This is a genomic window from Limnobaculum allomyrinae, from assembly GCF_016649425.1.
GTDB classification, from domain to species: domain Bacteria; phylum Pseudomonadota; class Gammaproteobacteria; order Enterobacterales; family Enterobacteriaceae; genus Limnobaculum; species Limnobaculum allomyrinae.
Genome location: NZ_JADRCR010000009.1, coordinates 1 through 18,328, shown reverse-complemented (window position 1 = coordinate 18,328; position 18,328 = coordinate 1). Strand labels below are relative to the sequence as shown.

Genomic DNA, 18,328 nt, shown 5'->3' with positions numbered 1-18,328 from the left:
CTGCAATCCGGCGTATAGCGTTTGAGTACGGATTTTTTCATTTGATTTTTACCCCTCTGACTCCAATCATCTGACTAAATACCCAGGGAGCAAAACGACCCAGACCAATACCCGTCCACTCTGATAACTCCCAAACCTGTAACCAGAACCATTGCCAGGCTTTTAAAAGATAACGATTCATACGCCACCTTCCTGACGACTCCAGCCGCGATCAAGTGCTGCCATACAGAATTGCGCCCGGTGGTGGCAATATTCGGTATTGATCTCTAGCGCGGCTAATCCTTTAGCCTGTAACCAGAGGGGAACAGCGTTATCGTAGTCTGCGGCTTTCTCTCGCTCGGCGGCCTGAGCTGCAATATCAGGAAACAGGCGCTCGACGGCTTCGAACAATACGGGGGCGGCGTTCTGATAGTCTTTTGTCTGGCGGGATTTTTTGAGTTTCCGCTGACCTTCAGGTAGTAAACGGTAACTACGGTTCTTGCCTTTCCAACTACGCTCCACTGAGATACCGTTCTCGATATCATAGTTCAGCAACATACCAACCCGAGACACAGGAATGCCGGTACGCTGATACAGTTCATGCGCCGTCAATTCACCATAAACCTGTAGGGCCTGACGTAGGGTTTCAACCTTTGAGATAATTTCCATTATGATTTTTCCTCTGGTTTATAGCTGTCGATGTTCAGCAAAAAGCGCAGTGCCATCGCACCGACCTGAATAGCTTCTTCGCGCATACGTTCTTTGTCATCAACATAGAAATGAAAGTCGAGAGCGGCCTGGGTTAACTCTCCGGCCTCTTCGTTGAGGATGGCTGAAGCATGAATGGCATCGGTCGGCCACTGGGGATGCACAGTAACGGCGCGTTCAAGCTCGGCCTGAAGTAACAATAAAAGATGTGATAACGGCGAGTCAGTTGGTACCGAATGATTGACTGCACGGTGATTCCACCATGAGTTATTTGATGGGCTGTCGAAATTAAATGCACTGGTACCACAGTTACCACAAATAATATTACTGCACCGGCCGAAGCAATTATCAATGACGGTAAGGTGACGAGCACCGCAGAACGGACAGGGTGAGAGATTGGTATTGGTACTAAGTGCGTTGGTTGTTCTAGTAGACATAATCAATTTCCTTGTTTTGGCGTAGCCGCGCCCCGGCGGGTTTACGCCAAATAAAAATTAATGTGTGTTTAAGTAACGTTTAAATCAGTGTTAAATCAGAATTCCGAATAATAAAGCGGTGTTCTGACTACGGGCCCAATAGTAAAAAATGGCCCTGGTGATTCCTGCTTAACAACACCAACAGGAACAGCACGCAACGCATGGATTGAGACAAACCAAGGGTTACGATTGATTTCCACCATGACCTGACCTTCACTACAATGATGTGCCTGTCCTGTTGTACGAACAATTTGCTGACCTGCAAAAGTGCGGAGATAAAATAATGACTGTTTCGGGTACTGCTGATTAAATTGTTGTGCGTTCATAATAAGCCTCACTTTTTATTATTCTTTAAATGCTGCTCTTCATCGATAATTGCATCGATACAAGGCCAGCAATATGAATCAAAACCTTTACTTCCCCAGGTAGCCTGACTTTTCTTATCTCCGGCTGCTCTGATTATTTTTCCACAACGACAACAGACAATTTGTTTAATGCGGGTCATAATTAATGGCGCCCCTTATTTTTTATCGCCCTGGCGATAAGTTTCTCCGCAGCTTCACCAACCTCAGGAATAAAGGATTCCAGAGCTTCCACGTACAAGTTAGCGGCATCCTTAACTACACCTATGCCCGTAATGTTAACGGCGTGATGAATGCCATCGGGTTTTGCTAATACCCTGATGGTGATAGTCATGATTTCTTTCTCTTTCACTATTAAACTCCTTCCAGGTCTTTAACAGCAGCACGGATATGACGCTCAGATAAAGCTTCATCAGCACCCTGGGCGATGATGGCAGCAAGGTCGAGCGTGGTGGATACGGTTCGCAATGCGCCACTCTTGGCGGCCAGCTTATGGATCAGCTCGCGTTCTTTGCGGCCGTTGAGTTGCCATGCGTCCGCGATGGCATCAACGTCGCTAGTGCGTACACCTTCAATCACTATCTTTTTAGAGATACGGGAGAACAACCGCGCATAGTCCACACTGCGAGAATTGCCGCCGGTAAGTTTGGAATACACTTTATGGTTACCACATAAAGCCAGACCAATACCCGTCTCTTCCTGAAGCAGGCGCAGTTCCTCGTAAACGTCATAATCAAGATGGTCAGATTCATCAACAATGAGCAGACCTTTCGTGCCGGTAATGCGACGGCGGATAGTTCGGCATAATGGACCAGCACGACGAGGCGCATCAGATAGCCCCAGCGTATCGGCAAACTCGCTCAGACATTCCACCAGTGACGAGGTGGACGGCTTGATAGTAATGAGCCATACATTCGGGTTGCGTTCGGAGAACTCACGCAAGGCGGCTGTTTTACCCACGCCTGGGTTACCGTAAATGATGGCGATACGTTGTGCCGCCTGCGCATAAACCAACGTCCGCCAAATGCTTGAGACGGTTTCCGTTTCAATAAACCGGGGAGCTGTAACAACCGCCGTTACTGACTGGCGAGCTGCGCGACTCTCCAGCCACTTCTCCAGCTTCAGAGCAACCTCGGCATTGCTGCCGGTGTAACTACCGCGCAGGAACTGCGACAGTGCAGCCTGTGACACTTCACTTTCACGGGCGATAGTCGCGGCGGTAACGCCCTCGTTATCCCTGATGGTCGCAACAGCAGCGCGGGTTTCTTCAATAGTATTCATTGTGTTTCTCCTGGTATTAAATCTGGTCGTCTAACTGTTTACGGTACAGGCGGTCTATACCTGCGCTGAATGCGCTATCGACATCAATATCGACGGGCTCTTCGACTAGTTGCTCTACCGCAACAACATTCCCAATAGTGCGATAGACGTTATTGTTTAGGCGCTCCTCTTCCACAGGTGATAACAATGTCCGGTTACCTTCGGCCTCAGCCAGACGGATTTTTTCTTCAGCACGATTGCGCATACCTTTGATGCGCTGCTGGCGCTGATGGTATTCGGCAGTAACAGCAAAGGCGGCTTTCTTGTTGCCATCCCAAACAGCATCACAAATATAGGTACCATCCATGCGGCGCACGATGACGCGATTTGCATCATGGATGTCATAGCTGACCAGTACCTGATTACCGTGCTCATGGTTCAGGTCTAAGGAATAATAGAAGTTATTGAACAGACGGACTTCACAGCGGTTCACAGTACGTTCAATCTGCGGCATGAACATGTCGCGAAGCTCCACGTCTGACAGCCACTCAATCGCGGTCTTATCCTGATCCAGTTTGTAGCGGCGGAACTGCGCTGGGGTGAAGTGTTCGCCGCTGTCCGTTTTCGGTAGTTCGCTGTGCGGCCGATTGTTATACCACTCGATACCGGACTCAATCGCTGCGACCAGTTCATCCCATGAAGGCAACCCTTGCAGGGCGCGTTTTTGTACGGGTGTTAACTCCCGGCCTTTGCGTTGTGCGTTTAAGGCAGAGGTCAGCGTCTTACCCATACGGCGCACCGTATTACGGTCAGCACCGGTACCGTAATAGGTGGCGAACTGGCGGGAGATACGCATAGCTAAAGAACGGTTCAGACGTTCGATGATACCCCGGCCTTGTGGGTTCTCAGGAATACCAGTGCGGTGGTCAATGCCTAAGCGCGGTAGTATCCCGGTGATATCAGCATCAAAGGTATTGTTTGTTTCACCACCGCCGTTATCGGAGTAATAGATAAACGGCTTGCCTTCCTTCTTGATGCCATAGCGAAGCGCATCAGCAACGGCAATCACGCTCTCTGATAGCGCCAGACTCCAACCAGTAATAAAGCGGCACGAACCGTCCATGACGAAGGTCACCTCAGGGGTAAACGGGTTACCGTGGTCAGGATGTGCAACTTTCATCTTCATGCCGTGACCGTCACCAATCCAGACATAATTGACTGGTAAACTGTTCCAGTCACGGCGAACAAAACCTTCAATCTGGCGTGATTCACTGCCAGTAACCCGGCCTTGTTGCTTCACGACAGCGGGTAGTTTTTTCATCTGGTAGCAAATGGTATCGTAGGAAGGAATAGCCGCCATCATGTCCGGCTGGTCAGCGTAACAGGCGCACCATTCGGCTTTGAATGCCTCGTAAGCCTCGGTCATCAATATTCCGTTTGTATCCCTGAAATGCGCCATAAAATCAGAGAACCATGGTATAGCTTCCAGTTTCACAGGTTGGCGCTTACCCGGTGCCAGTAAGACCAGACGTTCAGCAGGTGAAGACGCCTTGTTGAAGTCAGCGACCCAACGCTTGAGGGTGATTTCACTAAGGGCGCGGGTCTTGCCTTTCTTGGCGTTGGCCTGAGCTGCGGCCTGTGCCAGATGCGACGGTAAATCATTAGCCTGAGCCAGGCGGACAATCTCACGGATAGCCTTGGCGCAACTGTAACCAGGTACCGCACCGAGGCGCAGAACTTCGGAGACCAGAACGATACGGGCATCAGCGACGGCGCGCTGAGCTGTATTAAACTCAACCAGCTTTTGTTCCATCAGTGCCGGACACTGACGATAGAGGGCTATCTTGCCTTCGTCACGGCCTTTGGTGGCTGGCGATACTGAGGTCGGAACGGTGGCGGAGATATTCGGTTTAGTCATCATCTGCTGAACGAAACGAGCGCGGACTTGTTCCTGAGCAGCAATTGGCAGACAGTCGATATGATATTCAAAGGCTTTGGTACCTTCACGGCGACGGCGTAATCCAGTCACCCCCTTAGCGGCCTTATCCAGACGGCTGCGGATATTGTGTTCCATTGCGGGAAAGCCCGGCAGCGTGGCGCACTCTTTTGCTGTTAACCAAATGGACATCGTATCTCTCCCGTTACGCTGTCAGACGCTGTTCGGATGGGTAACGACTGGGCCAGATTACATCAGGAGAAAGACCGATCTTTTCAGCAATGACACTCTCATAACCAGAGCATGAACGATAAAACGCATTACGAATACTGTTCTCTTTTAATCCAAGCTCTTTTTCTATATCACGCAACTTAAGGCCCTTACGTTTAAGCGCTCGAATAATTGCGTCGCTGGGCCAATCTTGACCCAGATCGACAAACAGATCCGTCAAATCTTGTTTTGGCTGCGGCATTGTGTGATCCTCTTCTGTTTATCAAAATTGATAATCTAAAATGATTATCAGATACACATAAAGGCAATCGCACAATAAACCGATTGCAAGCGGTTTATTCGCAATATTAAGCGATTCAATTGAAAGTTAATATATATCAGGTGGTTGTATGGAAAAAACCGTATATAAGGATAAAGACCATAATCGGTTTATTCCCATGCCGGGAATAAACCGATTTGCCGAACGATTAAAGCTGGCTATGGGAAACATGTCTAATGTTGAATTAGCGCGTCTAAGTGGCGTATCTGAATCAGCCATCCGTGGCTATTTAAAAGGAAAAAGTTTTCCGGCAATCGATAAGATACAAGCTATATCTATTGCTTGCTGCGCTCCGTTAGAATGGCTTATAACAGGTGATTGCTTCGCACAATTAAGCGAAATGAGTGCTGAGCAATATGACGAAGGGCTGGCATTTATTATGAAGAACTTAACAAGCTCTCAACGCCAATCTTTAATTAATGCAATTATAAGGTTTGGCATTGACGGCATTTTAAGTGCTTTAAATGAGCCAAGTGTTTCAGCCGAATTCGCTTCACTATCGGAGGCTGAAAAAGAACAGGTTATGCGGCTATTTGAGGAAGTGAAAAAAGGGGCACCTAAGGTTAGTGAGAAGGTAATACAGGACAACCTCACATCGAAAAAAAGAAAGGTTGGATAAAGGCGTTGCACCCATGCATCATATGACATGAGGTCTTTTTGAATAGAACCTAAAAGTAAAAAATGTACTTTCTTTTGTAATAAAACAAAAAGAGGTCACCACATTGTAAATATTATTTTATATCAATGCGTTATAAGAAAAGTGCATAGCCTCAACAAAAGTACCTATATGTTCTTTTGTCAGTATAGTAAAAGGAAGTAATAGCGTTAGATAATTTCTTTTTAAACAAGTCTTAAACAGTATTTAAACCGTTAACGTGTAGTATCAAATATTTTGCGAATCAAGTTGTTTTTTGAAAAGTGGTATCAAATAACCCTATTCGGGTAAGTTAATGATAATCCCGTTTATTCCCGTCTTATCCAAGTTATTCCCTAGTATCAAATGATTTCCTTCATGACATGAACACCTGACGCTCATGTCATTGATACAGCCAATTAATCACAGTCACGTGTTCCCCCATTCAGACAGGAGAATAAATAATGAAAATCGCAATTATTGGCGCCAGCGGTAAAGCCGGACAAAAAATCATGGCAGAAGCCTTGAGCAGAAAACATCAGGTTACCGCCATTGTTCGTAATGCGGGCAAGGTAAGTGATAAATCCGTCACTGTGCTGGAAAAAGATATTTTTGATCTCGCCGCCGCCGATTTAAAACCTTTTGACGCAGTCGTCGATGCATTCAATGCTTCTCCAGGCCATGAAGATTTACACCAAAGTTCGCTGCTTCATCTGAGAAAAATTCTTTCTGGCAATCCGAATACCCGGCTGTTAGTGGTTGGTGGTGCCAGCAGTTTATATCTTGATGAGCAGCTAACGCAGCGCCTTATTGATTCGCCGGACTTTCCTGACGCTTACAGGGCAACCGCCAGCAACATGGGAGACGCGTTCCGGGAGTTGAAGAACGCAAACGACATCAACTGGACCTATATAAGCCCATCAGCCATGTTTGTAGCCGATGGCAAACGTACTGGCAGCTACAATACCGGTAACGATCGCTTAATGGTTAATAGTGCCGGAGAAAGTACCATCAGCTATGCAGACTATGCCATTGCTATGCTGGATGAGATCGAACAAGGTAAGCATATTCGTCAACGTTTTACCGTTGTGGAAAAATAAGCCGTGGTCGTATGCGGCCAGCCCTCTACTGAACCGATCGCTTTTTGGCTATCGGTTCAGCTCCACCACCGTTCGCCATCATGCGCTTTTATTAGTTAAAAAATAATTATAATAAAAACAAGCTAAAACTTAGCGTCTAATATCGAAAAATGAGTTTCCCATAACGTATTCCCCTTCTGTATAAAAGCAAAACCACGCAAACCTCGGTTCCCCCGTTAAAGAAATAAAAAACAAACACATAAACACCATTGACACTGACCTCATAACCCGCTATTTCTTAAAGCCTAACTTGTGTATCCCGTACACAAGCCAGAAGAGGCGCGTCGTTCAGGTAAAGTGTTTGAGGATCCGGAATCCTGTGAAAACACTCCAGGGGATACGACGCCGAGGCAGCACTCAAACCGGACAAGAGAGCTGTCGACCACAAGGGCTGAATCCCTTGGGTTGTCACCAATGTTACCCGCAGACATATTGCGGGAATAAGGGTCTTAACGTGGAATTATCGTGCAGGTAGTTTCAGCACAATCACAGAAGACTCTGGCAAGGTGGGGCGCTTCTGGGTGTATCGTAGTGTTTCCCTCCTACGTCTGCTCCCTGTTTACCGCGCTTCCTTTGTGCCAAGGCTGATGAATTTAAGGGCTATTGATTAGCTCCACCTGACACGAGGAATTATTGAGTTATGTCTAATATTGTTGTTGCTAAATTTGGTGGTACCAGCGTCGCTGACAGCGCCGCAATGAATAACTCTGCCAATGTTGTATTATCAAATCCTGAAGTAAAAGTGGTGGTTTTATCGGCATCGGCTGGCGTGACTAATCTGTTAGTTGCCCTGGCTGAAGGCTGTAACCCGGATCTTCGTACAGAAAAGATTGAGCAAATCCGCCACATCCAATATCAAATTCTTAACACCCTGCCCGGCTCAGAGGTAGTACGTGAAGAAATCGATCGCATGTTGGAAAATATCACCACGCTTTCTGAGGCAGCCAGTCTGGCAACCTCCGCTGCATTAACCGATGAACTGGTTAGTCACGGTGAGCTGATGTCTACTCTGCTGTTTGTTGAACTGCTCAGAAGCAGAAACGTCAATGCTGAGTGGTTTGATGTACGTAACGTAATGAAAACCAACGATCGTTTTGGTAAAGCCGAACCCGACGTTCAGGCACTAAATGCCTTAAGTGAACAACACCTGCAACCGCGTCTGGCAAATGCTCTGGTCATCACTCAAGGTTTTATCGGCAGTGAATCTCGCGGACGCACCACCACATTAGGCCGTGGTGGTAGTGATTATACCGCAGCACTGCTGGGTGAAGCGCTAAATGCTAAGCGAGTTGATATCTGGACGGATGTTCCCGGCATTTATACTACCGACCCCCGTGTAGTTCCTAATGCCAAGCGCATTGATGAAATTGGCTTTGAAGAAGCAGCAGAAATGGCAACTTTCGGCGCTAAAATTCTGCATCCGGCAACCCTGATACCTGCCGTACGCAGAGATATCCCCGTGTTTGTGGGTTCCAGCAAAGATGTGAGTGCCGGCGGTACTCTGGTATGTAATAAAACCAGCCAACCTCCGCTGTTCCGGGCATTGGCACTGCGCCGCAAACAAACATTACTGACCCTGCACAGCCTCAATATGCTGCATGCTCGTGGCTTCCTGGCGGAAATATTTAATATTCTGGCCAGCCACAATATCTCTGTTGATTTAATCACTACCTCAGAGGTCAGCATCGCGTTGACGCTGGACACTGCCGGCTCATCCACCTGTGGCACCAGCCTTCTCACCAGCGCATTGTTAACTGAACTATCAGCGCTGTGTCGAGTGGAAGTTGAAGAAAATCTGGCGTTGGTCGCCCTGATCGGTAACGAGCTGGCAAAAGCTCGCGGCGTAGGAAAAGAAGTCTTTGGCGTACTGGAACCGTTTAATATCCGAATGATTTCTTATGGCGCCAGTAGCCATAATCTCTGCCTTCTGGTACCCGGAGATGATGCTGAACATGTAGTTAAGACACTACACCATAACCTGTTTGAATAATGTCATGTGATGGTCAACTTCAGTAATAATGTGCAACTTCGGTTGCACATTATCTTTTGTTAATAGCCCTCTTCTTCGTTATTTATTTGAATATTGTTTCTTTGCTATAAACACAAACAACACAACATAGAAAGTATCAACGTGCAGAGATTGCTTTAACGATCGCATGCACTAATGAAAAAGGAAGTCTTCATCCATGTTAGCTAAGGTTACTCGCTTATTCCCTTTATGGGCTCTGTTATTATCTGTTACTGCTTACTACACGCCGACAACATTTACCGGTATCGCCCCTTATATCAGCTATCTGCTAATGCTGATTATGTTTGCTATGGGAGTGACCCTTAAAGTCAGCGATTTCAAACGTATCTTCACTCGCCCTATGCCGGTTATTGCCTGTACCTTGCTGCATTATTTGATTATGCCGTTAGCAGCCTGGATTCTGGCAAAAGTCTTTAGTATGCCGGCTGACCTGGCTGCGGGTATGATTCTGGTTGGCAGTGTAGCCAGCGGAACTGCATCGAATGTAATGATTTATCTTGCCAGAGGCGATGTAGCTCTTTCTGTCACCATCTCATCGGTATCAACACTGGTCGGCGTGTTTGCTACACCGTTATTAACCTATTTATATGTGGATGCTTCAATTAATGTTGATGTATTAGGTATGCTTCGCTCAATTCTACAAATTGTCATTATTCCTATTGGCGCAGGCTTACTTATCCACCATACATTAACCAATGTCGTTAAGCGCGTTGAGCCGTTTTTGCCAGCGCTATCGATGATCTGCATTTTGGCTATTATCAGTGCAGTAGTAGCTAACAGTCAGAGTCATATTGCTTCAGTCGGCTTTGTCGTAGCTATCGCTGTAGTCCTACATAATGCAATTGGTTTGCTGGGCGGCTACTGGGGCGGGAGACTATGTGGATTTGATGAATCTACCTGCCGCACATTAGCTATTGAGGTTGGTATGCAAAACTCCGGCCTGGCAGCAACATTAGGAGCACAATACTTCTCTGCGGTTGCCGCTCTGCCAGGAGCATTGTTCTCCGTGTGGCACAACCTGTCAGGCTCTCTGCTAGCTGGATATTGGCAAGGTAAGCCAACTAAAGATAACGTTAAAAAATAACTATCAATAATCGTTTCTAAAAAAGAGAGGCTCCGGCCTCTCTTTTTTATTGCTTACAATAGTAAATATTTAATTTTGAATTATTTAATAATATATTATTACGCGACGTAATAAATAAAATACTATTCTATTTATACATCAATCTTTCTGACAGTTTCTTTTATTTTCTTAATTTCAGCGTTTGGACATTTACTTCTCTGATACAGAGTAGGGATAGCTTGTGAAGGAAAATACCTCTTCTCCGGTAAATTGGTTACCGTTGATTATTATCGTTATTTGTGCCGCTATTCTCTGGCACATCACCCCACCTGAAGGTTTAAGTCTGCCTGCATGGCATTCCGCCATTGTTTTTGTGGCAACTATTGCCTGTATTGTGGCTAAAGTTCTGCCAATTGGTGCCGTCGGGTTAATTGGTATTACTGTTTTTGCTCTGACTTATGCTTCAGGCGCTACCACTGCTGTTGAATCCATTACAACAGCACTGAGTGATTTAAACAGTTCTTTAATCTGGCTGATTGTTGTTGCCTTTATGATTGCCAGAGGTTTTATTAAAACCGGATTGGGAAGGCGTATCGCATTACAAATGATTCGTCTGTTGGGTAAAAGGACACTAGGCCTGGCTTATGGACTGGCTGTCGCCGATCTTATTCTTTCTCCAGCCATGCCAAGCAATACTGCACGATGCGGTGGTGTTATCTACCCTATCGCTGACTCTCTGGCTCGTAGTTTTAATTCCAATCCTGAAGATCAGTCACGTAATAAAATCGGTACATTTTTGATTACCTGTATTGGTAACGTTAATGACGTAACCGCAGCCATGTTTATGACGGCTTATACCGGTAACCTGCTGGCTGTAAAACTGGCAGCCAATGCGGATGTTCACTTAACCTGGGGTAGCTGGTTTGTCGCAGCAATCGTCCCTTGTCTGGCTTCGCTGATCATTGTTCCACTATTAGTTTACTGGCTGACCAAACCTGAAATTAAACATACGCCGGATGCACCAATTCTCGCCAGAACCGAACTGGAGAAAATGGGAAAAATGAGCCGCAGTGAATGGATTATGACCGCCACTGTCGTGCTGTTACTGATTTTGTGGATTTTTGGCGATAAGTTAGGTGTTGACCCGACAGCCGCTTCTTTCGTTGGCCTCTCATTCTTACTGTTAACCGGGGTTCTCACCTGGGAAGATGTAAAAAGTGAAAAAGGTGCCTGGGATACTCTGATCTGGTTTGCTGCATTATTAATGATGGCTAACCAATTGAAGAAACTTGGCTTTACCACCTGGTTTGGTAATCTTATTGGTGAACATATTGGCGCAGCCATGGGAGACAGCAGTTGGATTTTAATTCTGTTGCTACTTAATGCCGCCTATTTTTACACTCACTACTTCTTCGCCAGTGGAAATGCTCAAATCGCCGCGTTATATGCCGTTTTCCTTAGTGTGGGTATTAATCTGCATATTCCTGCCCTACCTATGGCACTGATGCTGGCTTTTACCAGTAGTTTGTATTGCTCACTGACTCAATACTCTCACGCCCGTGGCCCAATTCTATTTGGTGCCGGGTATGTTCCTACCGGAACCTGATGGCGAGTTGGTTTTATAGTCAGTCTTGTCAATCAAGCGATATTCCTGATACTGGGCTTAGTTTGGTGGAAAGCGTTAGGATTGTATTAATACTTTCAGAAGCTAACCTCACAAAAGGTCATATATTATTTATATGGCCTTTATCATTTATACTGAGCAAGTCTTTCTTTTCTCCAGTGCATCAAAAATCAACATACCTGCGATCATAGCCCCGGTAAAAATCAGACCTTTTCCCATCCCGGCGCCAAGCAATACCAGCCCGGGCCCAGGGCAAATACCGGCAATTCCCCAACCAATCCCAAACAGGGCGCTACCGCCAATCAAACGTTTATCTATAACTCGTAAAGCAGGCCACTGAATACGCTCGCCTAAAACCGATTGCTGCCGATGCTTCATATAACCAAAAGCCAATAGCCCAACAACAATAGCACTTCCCATCACCAGAGCTAATGAAGGATCCCAATCGCGGGTAATATCCAGAAATGATAAAACTTTCACCGGATTAACCATGCCGGAAACAATAATCCCTAAGCCAAAAGTCAAACCACTGATAAAGGCAAAAAATAGTTTCATATTGTTCAGCTCCCTTGTAATGGATTTAATAATAAAACCGTTATTACACCGGTAACCATAAATGTCAGGGTAGCCATCAAGGAACAAAATGAGAGACGGGATAGTCCACAAACACCATGACCACTAGTACAGCCAGAAGCATAACGAGTGCCTATTCCCACCAAAAGACCGGCAATAACCAGCGTAGGCCATCCTGAGACAACTTGAATATCAGGCAAAGGCCATAGCAATCCATAAACCAGCGGTGAAACAATCATGCCCAACAGAAAAACACCTCGCCAGCCAAATCCTTCGCGCTGACCTTTAATTACATTGGCTAAAATACCGCTAATTCCGGCAATTCTTCCATTAAAAACAATCAGCAATGCGGCAGCAGCGCCAATCAAAACACCGCCCACTAAAGCGGTTAATGGAGTAAATGCAGCCCAGGCAATACTCATCAAATTTTCGCCCCACTCGCCGGACAATAAAGCTGATATAGCATATTTAACAACGCTAATACCTTCTCATCACGGATGGAATAAAAAATCCGCTTTCCCTCTCTGCGAGTACTCACTAACTCCTCGGTTCTCAATACGGTTAACTGTTGAGATAACGTCGGCTGGCGAATATCCAGGCATTGTTCCAGTTCGCTAACGGAAAGTTCTCCCTGACTGAGCTGGCAGAGAATTAACAAGCGATCTTCATTTGCCAATGCACGCAAAAGCGCCGCAACGTCACCGGCTGCGGCTCTCATTAAAGAAATATCAGATAGAAAATTATTTTGACTCATTAAGGTATCTCAATTTACCAATGAATATTATATAAAATAATATAATGATTAAAATATAAACTGAGATATCTTTTAAAGCAAGCAGATCTTAGTCAGCGTCATATCCCAGATTTGGAGCTAACCAACGTTCTACCTCCGTTATACTCAAATTCTTGCGAGCAGCATAGTCCTCAACTTGATCGCGCTGAATCTGAGCCACCGCAAAATACTTACTCTCAGGATGGCTAAAATACCAACCAGACACCGAGGCACCTGGCCACATAGCATAGGACTCGGTCAGTTTCATGCCGATTGCCTCTTCAACATTCAGCAATTGCCAGATAGCTGCTTTTTCCGTATGTTCCGGACAAGCTGCATAACCGGGTGCAGGGCGAATACCTTGATAATTCTCCCTGATTAACTCTTCATTAGTCAGGTTTTCACTTTCCGCATATCCCCAGATTTCTTTACGTACTTGTTCATGCAAATATTCAGCAAACCCTTCAGCTAAACGGTCTGCCAGCGCTTTAATCATGATCTTGTTATAATCATCATGTACCGCTTCATAAGCATCCGCCAAAGTATCTTCTTCCAGACCACCCGTTACTGCAAATGCCCCCAAATAATCCGCTTTTCCACTCCGTTTTGGTGCGACAAAGTCGGCCAGGCAATAGTTAGGAAAATCTGTTTTTTCAGTCTGTTGACGCAAATGATGACCAATATTAATAACCTGCTGGCGAGTTTCATCAGCATAAATCTCAACATCATCACCAACCCGGTTTGCCGGAAAAATTCCCATAATACCTTTTGGAGTTAGCGAACGATTTTGAGAGAGTTTATCCAACAGTTCGTTGGCATCGTTAAACAGACGTTTGGCTTCTTCTCCGACAATCTCATCTTCCAGAATTCGTGGATATTTTCCCGCCAGCGACCAGGTCATAAAGAACGGCGTCCAGTCGATATAATTTCTTAAGGTTTCAATAGAAGCCTCAACCTGCCGAATGCCCAAATGTTTAGCCACCGGAGGGGTGTAATTATCCCAATCGCACTCCCAGCCGTTATCTCTGGCGGCCTGTAAGCTAACCGGTGCAGTTCTTGGCTTTTTGCGCGCATGCTGAATTCTGACTGTTTCATACTCTTTACGAGTACGTTCAACGAAGCTATCCCGCTGCATATCGGAAAGCAGGGCTGAACAGACACCCACGCTACGGGAGGCATTTTGTACATAAACGGTTGGGCCACTGTAGTTTTGCTCGATTTTAACCGCGGTGTGGGCTTTTGAAGTGGTTGCACCACCAATTAACAGTGGCAGCGAGAATCCCTGACGCTCCATCTCTTTAGCCACATTGACCATCTCATCCAGAGAAGGGGTAATCAGACCGGACAGACCAATGATATCCACCTTCTCTTCCTGAGCAGTCTTTAAAATCTTCTCGGTTGGAACCATAACGCCTAAATCGATAATTTCGTAGTTATTACATTGCAATACCACACCAACAATGTTCTTACCGATATCGTGAACATCCCCTTTCACTGTCGCCAGTAAGATTTTACCGGCTGCAGAGCCCTTTTGTTTACTGGCCTCAATATAGGGTTCCAGATACGCTACAGCCTGCTTCATAACCCGCGCTGATTTTACTACCTGAGGTAAAAACATTTTGCCTTCGCCAAACAGATCGCCGACGATGTTCATTCCTCCCATCAACGGCCCTTCTATTACTTCTAATGGCAAATCAACCTGCTGACGGGCTTCTTCAGTATCTATTTCAATAAACTCGGTGATACCTTTAACCAATGCATATTCCAGTCGTTTCGTCACTGGCCAACTGCGCCACTCCGCCTGCTGTTTATCTGCTTCGGCATCTCCGGCACTGCCACGATATTTCTCTGCCAACGTCAGTAAACGTTCAGTACCATCGGTACGACGGTTAAGAATGACATCTTCTACCGCATCCTTTAACTCCGCCGGTAAATCATCATAAATGGCCAATTGCCCCGCATTCACAATCCCCATATCCATGCCGTTCTTGATGGCATGATAAAGAAACACTGCATGAATCGCTTCGCGAACCGGATCATTACCCCTAAATGAGAAAGAAACGTTAGAAACACCACCAGAAATCAAAGCATGTGGCAGCTCTGCCTTAATATCACCACAGGCCTGAATAAAATCCACCGCGTAGTTATTATGTTCTTCAATACCGGTGGCAACAGCAAAAATGTTCGGGTCAAAAATAATATCTTCTGCCGGAAAACCAACGACTTCAGTCAAAATACGGTAAGCACGGCGGCATATCTCAATCTTGCGGGCACGAGTATCGGCCTGCCCATCTTCATCAAATGCCATCACGACCATCGCGGCGCCATAACGACGAACCAGACGAGCCTGCTGAATAAACTTTTCTTCCCCTTCTTTCATGGAGATCGAGTTAACAATACCTTTCCCCTGAATACATTTCAGGCCCTTCTCAATGACTTCCCACTTAGAGGAGTCAATCATAATGGGAACTCGGGCAATATCCGGTTCACCGGCAATCAGATTAAGGAAGCGCACCATCGCCGCCTCAGCATCTAACATGCCTTCATCCATATTGATATCAATAATCTGAGCGCCGCTTTCCACCTGCTGAAGAGCGACCTCTAATGCTTCGTTATATTTTTCTTCTTTAATCAGTCGTTTAAAGCGGGCTGAACCCGTTACGTTGGTGCGCTCACCCACGTTTACAAACAGAGTATTCGCATCAATTGCCAGTGGCTCTAAACCAGATAAACGGCAAGCCACGGGGATCTCTGGTAATGAGCGAGGCGGTATTGTCTCCAGAACCTTACTAATGGCAGCAATATGAGCCGGAGTCGTTCCACAACACCCTCCGACAATATTAACAAACCCTGATTTAGCCCATTCTTCAATCTGAATTGCCATATCTTCAGGGCCGAGATCATATTCACCAAATGCGTTAGGTAAGCCTGCATTAGGATGAACTGAAACAAAATACTCGGAGATTCGTGAAAGCTCAGCAACATACTGGCGTAACTCATCCGGCCCCAATGCGCAGTTTAAGCCAAAAGAGAGCGGTCTGACGTGACGTAATGAATTGTAGAAGGCTTCTGTAGTCTGGCCTGATAATGTGCGCCCAGATGCATCAGTAATAGTCCCGGATATCATTACCGGCAACTCAACGCCCAGCTCTTCAAATATATCTTCTACAGCAAAAATAGCGGCTTTGGCATTCAGAGTATCAAAAATCGTCTCTATCATGATGATATCGACACCGCCCTGAATTAACGCTCTGGTAGATTCTCTGTAGGCTTCGACTAATTGATCAAAAGTAACATTACGAAAAGCGGGATCGTTCACATTTGGTGATATAGAAGCGGTACGGTTAGTCGGCCCTAAGATACCAGCGACATAACGTGGTTTATCCGGTGTTTTCGCCGTCCATTCATCGGCACATAGTCTGGCTAAACGAGCGCCTTCATAGTTAATCTCTGCAGATAACGACTCCATATGGTAATCGGCCATCGCAATAGATGTGGCATTGAAGGTATTGGTTTCAAGTATGTCAGCGCCAGCTTCAAGATAGGCATGATGAATCGCAGAGATCACTTCCGGTTTGGTTAATACCAGCAGATCGTTATTACCCTTGAGGTCACTTTCCCAGTCAGAAAAACGTGTGCCACGATAGTCTTCCTCACCCAGCTTATAGCTTTGGATCATGGTTCCCATTCCGCCGTCCAGAACCAGAATTCGTTTAGTAAGCTGCTGATGTAGTTGTTCTGTCTTGGTCATCACATTAATCTCATTAATAAATCGTTATGCCAGTCTGCCGGCATCATTTTAAATCATATAGTTATAGGCTGAATTTGCCTGATATGCACAGAATATAAAAAACTAATCCAGTGTAGGATTCATCTGACGCAGATCGAATGGTGTTCTCTGATAGACAAAATAATTCAACCAGTTATTAAACAGCAGGTAGCCATGGCTTCTCCAGGATGCTACCGGCGCCCGATCAGGGTTGTCTTCAGGGAAGTAGTTCTCAGGAACTGTAGGATTCAGTCCGGCATCACGATCGCGAAAATATTCGGCAGACAACGTTCCTGCATCATATTCAGGATGGCCGGTTGCAAACGCAAAGCGACGATCTTTACTGGCAAACAGGTAAGCGCCGGTTTGCTCCGATTCGGCATAAATCTCCAGGTCGGTTTGCTGACGAATAACGTCTGACGGAAAACTGGCATAGCGAGAATGCGGGGCTAAGAAGCGATCGTCAAAACCGCGAGCCAACGGAGCCAATGGCGCCACTACGTTATGCCAATAGACGCCTGACAGCTTTTCACTCATGGTCAGTTTAGGAATATCATAAAGAATATTCAATGCCGCCTGTACAGCCCAGCAAACAAACAGGGTCGACGTTACATGCGCTTTAGCCCAGTTGGTTATCTTCTCTATCTGAGCCCAGTAAGCAACATCCTTGAACTCAACCAGCCCCAGAGGTGCTCCGGTAACAATTAGCCCGTCAAAGTTCTGATCCTGAATATCTTCAAAGTTACAGTAGAAATTATTCAAATGCTCAGTTGGAGTATTTTTCGACTCATGGCAGTCAATTCTTAATAGCTGAATATCCAATTGCAATGGAGAGTTAGATAACAGACGTAAAAACTGGTTTTCAGTTTCAATCTTCTTTGGCATCAAATTGAGGATAAGAATTTTAAGCGGACGAATATCCTGATGGCTGGCGCGAGTGGATGTCATTACAAAGACATTCTCCTCACGTAAAACATTAACGGCGGGTAGTTCATCAGGTATACGAATTGGCATTGCTTTATCCTCAAATATCCATTTATACGTTTATACATTTAGACTTCTATACTGCTAAAGATAGCGTCTTTTTAATATCATGTCGAGAGGATAAAAAGATATTTGGTTATATAAAATTCATCATGCGGGAACTGAATTTAAAATAAAAAACTATTTATTACAGACAGATGGAAATCTTAGAGATAAAAACCAAATTTGTTATACCCAAATGGAATGCTTGAAATGAATAAATCTCAATGAGTGAATTGATTAAAATAACATGACCAAACGGTTTTACACCTGTGCATAACAAAACCCTCAGTCTTTCAGCAGAGATGGTTTTTCCTGATTCAAACCTGACAAATTGGCTGGAGCGGATATTCCGGCCGTAACCGGTATGTGCTGATATCACTTAGGTGCCCGGCCGGTAGAGCCTGTCTCTGACTGTTTCACTATCTGCA

The 18,328-nt window shown here is 45.6% G+C and carries 18 protein-coding genes, 1 pseudogene and 1 riboswitch; of the genes and pseudogenes, 5 read left to right on the top strand and 14 right to left on the bottom strand.

The annotated features are described in order from the left end of the window. Nucleotides 1-37 precede the first annotated feature (37 nt). From I2494_RS15550 to I2494_RS15510, 9 genes are all read right to left on the bottom strand, one after another. Nucleotides 38-181 carry a hypothetical protein gene (locus tag I2494_RS15550; protein ID WP_218467786.1) on the bottom strand — a complete coding sequence of 48 codons (144 nt, stop codon included), beginning with the start codon at nucleotides 179-181 and terminating at the stop codon, nucleotides 38-40. Then, nucleotides 178-648, bottom strand: coding sequence for an ANR family transcriptional regulator (locus I2494_RS15545; RefSeq protein ID WP_218467785.1), 471 nt, complete (start codon nucleotides 646-648; stop codon nucleotides 178-180). The genes I2494_RS15550 and I2494_RS15545 overlap by 4 nt, the downstream gene beginning before the upstream one ends. Further along, entirely contained in the window at nucleotides 648-1,124 is a 477-nt protein-coding gene (locus I2494_RS15540) for a hypothetical protein (RefSeq protein ID WP_218467784.1), read from the bottom strand. The genes I2494_RS15545 and I2494_RS15540 overlap by 1 nt, the downstream gene beginning before the upstream one ends. Before the next feature lie 95 nt (nucleotides 1,125-1,219). Further along, nucleotides 1,220-1,489, bottom strand: coding sequence for a hypothetical protein (locus I2494_RS15535; protein ID WP_218467783.1), 270 nt, complete (start codon nucleotides 1,487-1,489; stop codon nucleotides 1,220-1,222). Nucleotides 1,490-1,497: 8 nt separating this feature from the next. Continuing rightward, complete coding sequence (locus I2494_RS15530) at nucleotides 1,498-1,668, bottom strand: hypothetical protein (RefSeq protein WP_218467782.1); 171 nt, start codon at nucleotides 1,666-1,668, stop codon at nucleotides 1,498-1,500. Between the two features lie 2 nt (nucleotides 1,669-1,670). Continuing rightward, nucleotides 1,671-1,877 (bottom strand): hypothetical protein, encoded by a 207-nt coding sequence (locus I2494_RS15525; protein WP_218467781.1) that lies wholly within the window; start codon nucleotides 1,875-1,877, stop codon nucleotides 1,671-1,673. Nucleotides 1,878-1,879: 2 nt separating this feature from the next. After that, nucleotides 1,880-2,806 carry an AAA family ATPase gene (locus tag I2494_RS15520; RefSeq protein WP_218467780.1) on the bottom strand — a complete coding sequence of 309 codons (927 nt, stop codon included), beginning with the start codon at nucleotides 2,804-2,806 and terminating at the stop codon, nucleotides 1,880-1,882. Between the two features lie 16 nt (nucleotides 2,807-2,822). Next, a complete protein-coding gene (locus I2494_RS15515; protein WP_407657920.1) occupies nucleotides 2,823-4,907 on the bottom strand; it encodes a Mu transposase C-terminal domain-containing protein in 2,085 nt (694 codons plus the stop codon). A 19-nt stretch (nucleotides 4,908-4,926) separates the two neighbouring features. Beyond that, nucleotides 4,927-5,193 (bottom strand): helix-turn-helix domain-containing protein, encoded by a 267-nt coding sequence (locus I2494_RS15510; RefSeq protein WP_218467779.1) that lies wholly within the window; start codon nucleotides 5,191-5,193, stop codon nucleotides 4,927-4,929. Between the two features lie 148 nt (nucleotides 5,194-5,341). Here I2494_RS15510 and I2494_RS15505 point away from each other — a divergent pair, with 148 nt between their 5' ends. From I2494_RS15505 to I2494_RS15480, 5 genes and pseudogenes are all read left to right on the top strand, one after another. Continuing rightward, nucleotides 5,342-5,890 carry a helix-turn-helix domain-containing protein gene (locus tag I2494_RS15505; protein WP_218467778.1) on the top strand — a complete coding sequence of 183 codons (549 nt, stop codon included), beginning with the start codon at nucleotides 5,342-5,344 and terminating at the stop codon, nucleotides 5,888-5,890. A 479-nt stretch (nucleotides 5,891-6,369) separates the two neighbouring features. After that, entirely contained in the window at nucleotides 6,370-7,005 is a 636-nt protein-coding gene (locus tag I2494_RS15500; protein WP_218467777.1) for an NAD(P)-dependent oxidoreductase, read from the top strand. Between the two features lie 305 nt (nucleotides 7,006-7,310). Beyond that, nucleotides 7,311-7,569: riboswitch (Lysine riboswitch) on the top strand. A gap of 115 nt (nucleotides 7,570-7,684) precedes the next feature. Continuing rightward, nucleotides 7,685-9,034: a lysine-sensitive aspartokinase 3 gene (lysC, locus tag I2494_RS15490; protein ID WP_218467775.1), complete on the top strand. Its 1,350-nt coding sequence runs from the start codon at nucleotides 7,685-7,687 to the stop codon at nucleotides 9,032-9,034. Between the two features lie 196 nt (nucleotides 9,035-9,230). Continuing rightward, nucleotides 9,231-10,157: a ketopantoate/pantoate/pantothenate transporter PanS gene (panS, locus tag I2494_RS15485; protein WP_218467774.1), complete on the top strand. Its 927-nt coding sequence runs from the start codon at nucleotides 9,231-9,233 to the stop codon at nucleotides 10,155-10,157. A 220-nt stretch (nucleotides 10,158-10,377) separates the two neighbouring features. Further along, nucleotides 10,378-11,832, top strand: a pseudogene (locus I2494_RS15480) (DASS family sodium-coupled anion symporter). A 57-nt stretch (nucleotides 11,833-11,889) separates the two neighbouring features. Here I2494_RS15480 and I2494_RS15475 read toward each other — a convergent pair. The 5 genes from I2494_RS15475 to metA form a co-directional block, all read right to left on the bottom strand. Beyond that, the gene (locus tag I2494_RS15475; RefSeq protein WP_218467773.1) at nucleotides 11,890-12,315 is read right to left on the bottom strand and encodes a DUF6691 family protein; all 426 of its coding nucleotides are present in this window, start codon (nucleotides 12,313-12,315) and stop codon (nucleotides 11,890-11,892) included. A gap of 5 nt (nucleotides 12,316-12,320) precedes the next feature. After that, the gene (locus tag I2494_RS15470; RefSeq protein ID WP_218467772.1) at nucleotides 12,321-12,755 is read right to left on the bottom strand and encodes a YeeE/YedE family protein; all 435 of its coding nucleotides are present in this window, start codon (nucleotides 12,753-12,755) and stop codon (nucleotides 12,321-12,323) included. After that, nucleotides 12,755-13,051, bottom strand: a complete 297-nt coding sequence (locus I2494_RS15465; RefSeq protein WP_407656562.1) for a metalloregulator ArsR/SmtB family transcription factor — start codon at nucleotides 13,049-13,051, stop codon at nucleotides 12,755-12,757. Before I2494_RS15465 ends, I2494_RS15470 begins: the two co-directional genes overlap by 1 nt. Nucleotides 13,052-13,175: 124 nt before the next feature. Further along, a complete protein-coding gene (metH, locus tag I2494_RS15460; RefSeq protein WP_218467771.1) occupies nucleotides 13,176-16,856 on the bottom strand; it encodes a methionine synthase in 3,681 nt (1,226 codons plus the stop codon). A 102-nt stretch (nucleotides 16,857-16,958) separates the two neighbouring features. After that, complete coding sequence (gene metA / locus I2494_RS15455) at nucleotides 16,959-17,888, bottom strand: homoserine O-acetyltransferase MetA (protein ID WP_218467770.1); 930 nt, start codon at nucleotides 17,886-17,888, stop codon at nucleotides 16,959-16,961. Nucleotides 17,889-18,328 lie beyond the last annotated feature (440 nt).